This window comes from Streptomyces spiramenti, assembly GCF_012034385.1.
GTDB lineage: Bacteria > Actinomycetota > Actinomycetes > Streptomycetales > Streptomycetaceae > Streptomyces > Streptomyces spiramenti.
In genome coordinates, this window is the sequence record NZ_JAAVJB010000350.1 from 1 (window position 1) to 3,777 (window position 3,777).

Annotated in this window: 2 protein-coding genes; both read right to left on the reverse strand. The window is 76.0% G+C overall.

The genetic code is table 11. From position 1 onward, the window contains the following. Positions 1–28: 28 nt before the first annotated feature. Positions 29–1,024 carry a helix-turn-helix transcriptional regulator gene (locus HCJ92_RS22980; protein ID WP_209311490.1) on the reverse strand — a complete coding sequence of 332 codons (996 nt, stop codon included), beginning with the start codon at positions 1,022–1,024 and terminating at the stop codon, positions 29–31. 147 nt (positions 1,025–1,171) lie between these two features. Beyond that, positions 1,172–3,241, reverse strand: a complete 2,070-nt coding sequence (locus HCJ92_RS22985; protein ID WP_209311491.1) for an N-acetylmuramoyl-L-alanine amidase — start codon at positions 3,239–3,241, stop codon at positions 1,172–1,174. Between the last annotated feature and the right edge of the window lie 536 nt (positions 3,242–3,777).

Below are 3,777 nucleotides of genomic sequence, written 5' to 3' on the forward strand. Positions count from 1 at the left end.
CCGCCGCCCCCCGGGGGCGGCGGGGCGGTCAGATCCAGCCCCGCTCGCGGGCCAGCAGCGCGGCCTGTGCGCGGCTGGCGGCGCCCAGGCGCTGCATGACCTCGGCGACGTAGCGCCGGTAGGTGCGGACGGAGACGCCGAGGTCACGCGCGGCGGACTCGTCCTTCGCCGCCGTGCACATCAACGTCAGCACCCTGCGTCCCGGTTCGGAGAGCGGCGCGTTCTCCAGCTCCGGCTCCCGCAGCAGCACGGAGAGGGACTCGGCCTCGTCCCAGATCTTCTCGAAGAGCGTCACCAGGTTGCCCACCAGTCCGCTGGAGTGGGCGAGCAGCGCGCCGCGGTCGGTGTCCCACGGGTCGATCGGAACCAGCGCGGCGTTGCGGTCGTAGACCAGGATGTGTTCGGCGAGACGGTCGGCGACCCGGACCCGGGCGCCCCGGGAGACCAGCTCCCCGAGGTACTCCACGGTGCAGGGGTTGCCGAGCGCCTCCCGCACCACGACGTGCCGCAGCCGCACCCCGCGGCGGAGCGAGCGCGTGTTCAACTCCCGTGAATGGGCCAGCTGCTCGGGCGGTATCTCCAGCCGCGGCTCGACGGAGAGGATCTCGTCGCGGGCGAAGAACGCCAGGTCGTCGATGCGGCTGCGGACCTGCGGCCAGTCGCTGAGCTGCTCGATGCCGCGGGGGGTCGGCAACGGGACCCCCGTCTCCGCGCGGAGCGCGTCGAGCAGGTGGCGGGACTGGGTGATCAGCTGGATCTCCCGGTAGAGCGCGCGCAATCGCAGCTCGGTGAGGCGGGCGACCGCGGTCTCCGGATCCGCCGGGCTGAGCATGCCCGGCCGGGTGTCGGTACGCAACAGGCCGATGACGCGCAGACGTTGCACCGCGTCGTCGGCCTTCGCCCGCTCCAGCTCCAGCCGTTCGGGCACGGTCGCCGGGTCGGAGTCCGGCTCACGGAGGAAGTGGCGGTACACCAGCTCCTCCTCGGCGGACAGGCCGAGCACGGCCATATCGTTCCGACGCAAGGGCCCTCCCCGCCTGGTCAACGGCTGGGGACAGCGTAGTCGCGGGCGGTGAACGGGCAAGGGGTCGGCGGATGCACGAGCGGCGACGTCCGGAAGCCGGACGTCCGCTTGCCGTACGTCGCCACCCGCCCCCGGTCCATGGAGGTGTCAGCCGGCCGGGCGCACGTCGACGTCGTCCGCCCGGACGAACGCGATGCGGTGGCCGAGCTGGATCTGGTGGTAGAGCTGCCCGCGCACCACCTGGTGGTCCGCCGGGTCGAAGGTGGTCGCCGAGTAGAACTCCCCCTCGAACGCCTCGCCGCCGCGGCCCACGGCGTAGGACTGCCCGGAGGTGAACCGGTAGGGCAGCGGCTCGGCCGCGCGGACGGCCACCCCCTCCGGGTAGTCCGAAGCCTCCGGGTAGGCGACGCCGTACACGGGGACCCGCTCGACGCCCTCCTTCGGGGTGGCGACCCAGCCGCTGCCGGGCACCGCCGCCGGCCGCTCCTCCGGGTCGTGGAACCAGGCCCGCCGGCCGTTGAACCAGATGGCGGTCCACTCGCCGTCCCGACCGGCCAGGGCGAACTGCTGCCCCGTGGAGGCGCGCGCGCCGATGTCGTGGATCGAGGTGCCCGACTCCTCACGGCCCGGGTGGGTGCCCGGGTCGGGGACGAGCGGCGCGTCCGCCGAGGGCCCGGTGTGCAGCCGGACGCCGCTGGAGCCGTGCGGTTCGCACGGGGCCGCCGTGTCGTCCGGGTCGCAACCGGTGTAGCCGGGGCGGTGCGCGTCGTAGGCGGGGGCGACGGTCACCAGCGGCGAGTCCGCCGCCCCGTCGGCGGTGATCGGCGCGCCCAGCAGCGAGAAGTAGTGCGCCCAGTCCCAGTACGGGCCGGGATCGGTGTGCATGCCGGGGATGTTGTCCGGGCCCACCCCGGGCACGTTGTCGTGGCCGATGACGTGGTGCCGGTCCAGCGGGATGCCGTGCCGCTCGGCGAGGTACGCCACCAGGCGGGCGGAGGCCCGGTACATCGCCTCGGTGTACCAGGTGCCCGGCGCCCGCAGGAACCCCTCGTGCTCCAGCCCGATCGAGGCGGCGTTGACGTACCAGTTGCCCGCGTGCCAGGCGACGTCCCGGGCGGGGACGTGCTGCGCGACGTGGCCGTCCGAGGCGCGCAGGCTGTACTGCCAGGACGCCCAGGTCGGGTCCTGCACCAGGTCGACGGAGGGCCCGAAGTAGCCCTCCATGTCGTGCACGACGACGTACCGGACCCGCTGCGAAGCGGGACGGTCGGCCTTGTCGTGGTTCCCGTAGGTGAGACCGCCGTCGGGCCGCTCGTACTCCTCGTAGGCGGCGTCGATCCACTCGCAGGAGAGGGCCGCGGGGCACTCTGCCCGGTCGCCGGCCGCGCCCGCCGGCTCCTCGGCGGGTGCGGGGCCGCCCTCGGGCCCGGCCGGGGGCAACGCGAGCAGTGCGGCCTGGCCGGTGCGGGGGGCGACCTCGGTGGCGGGCAGCACGACGTGCTGGCCGTCGTCGGTGGTGCGCTCCGCGCCCTCGGCGATGACGGCGAACACCTCGTCGGCGAAGGCCTCCGCCGCCGGACGGCTGTCGCTGCCGCCGTACCCGGCGACCGCCGCGTACCAGTCGGCGGGGTCCTCGCTCGCCGGGAGCCCCAGCTCCCGCTGGGACGCGGCCAGCAACGCGGCGCCGCCCTGTACGTTCGCCGCGTTGCCGGACCGCAGTCGGTGGGGTCGCAGCCCGGTGAGCTCCGCCGCCCGCTCCACCGTGCGCCCGCGCTCGGCGTCGGGTGCGGGCGCGGTGGGTGCGGCCGGTTCCGGCGCGTGGGCGGGGTCCGACGGGCGGCCGGTGTCGCCGCGTGGGTCCTCGTCGCCGTGCAGGTGGTGGTTGTCACCGGGTTCGGCGGCCAGCGCGGTCCGGACATCCGTCAGGTGCATCGGCCCGTACCCGCCCGCCACGCTGGGAGCGCCCCGGTGGCCGTCCCACCGGGACTGGAGGTAGCCCACTCCCAGCAGCACCTCCTCCGGTACGCCGTGTTCCTCGGCCGCCGCGGCGAAGGCCGCCTGGAGCGCGCCCTCACCGGCGTTCACGTCGGCGACGGCCGAGGGGCCGGCTTGGAGGAGCGGCAGCGCCACGGCGACCGCCGCCGTGGCGGCGACGAGCCGCACGGGGCGACGGATGCGCGAGGCGGCGGCGGGCCGTGCCGGGGCGTGGGTGGGCAAGTGGGTCTCCCGTGCGTGGGGCGTCGGGTGCGGGACGTGCCGGACACCGCCGCGGCGCGGCCGGCGCGAGCGGAGCGACGGGTGCGGTCGGCGCGACCCGGTGTCCCCCAGGGGTAGCGGGTCGGGCGCCCCGCGTCAACGACCCGCCGCGACCGCCTCGGGCTGCCGCGCGTGCGGTGGGGTGCTGCTTTCACCCCGGCGCCCCCGGGTGCCTGCGGTGCGGCAGAGGTCCACACCTCCGCCCGCCACTTCGGTCGACCGGCGGCTTTGCCGTTATTTTGCCGTCCCCCGATCGGGCGACCGGAGCTGGACAGGCACCCCCCGGCCCCCGACGGTGGGGCCATGGAGCCACCGCACAGCCCCGAACCGCCCCGGCACCGGGCCGACCGGACGCACCGTCGGAACCCACCGTCGCCGCTCGCCGTCGCCGGGCGCGGCCGGAGCCGCACGGCGGGCGCGACGGCCGACCGTGTCCCCACCGCCGCGCCGCGCCCGTCGTCCGGTCGCCGCCCGAGCGGCGGAGCGCGTGCCTCGGG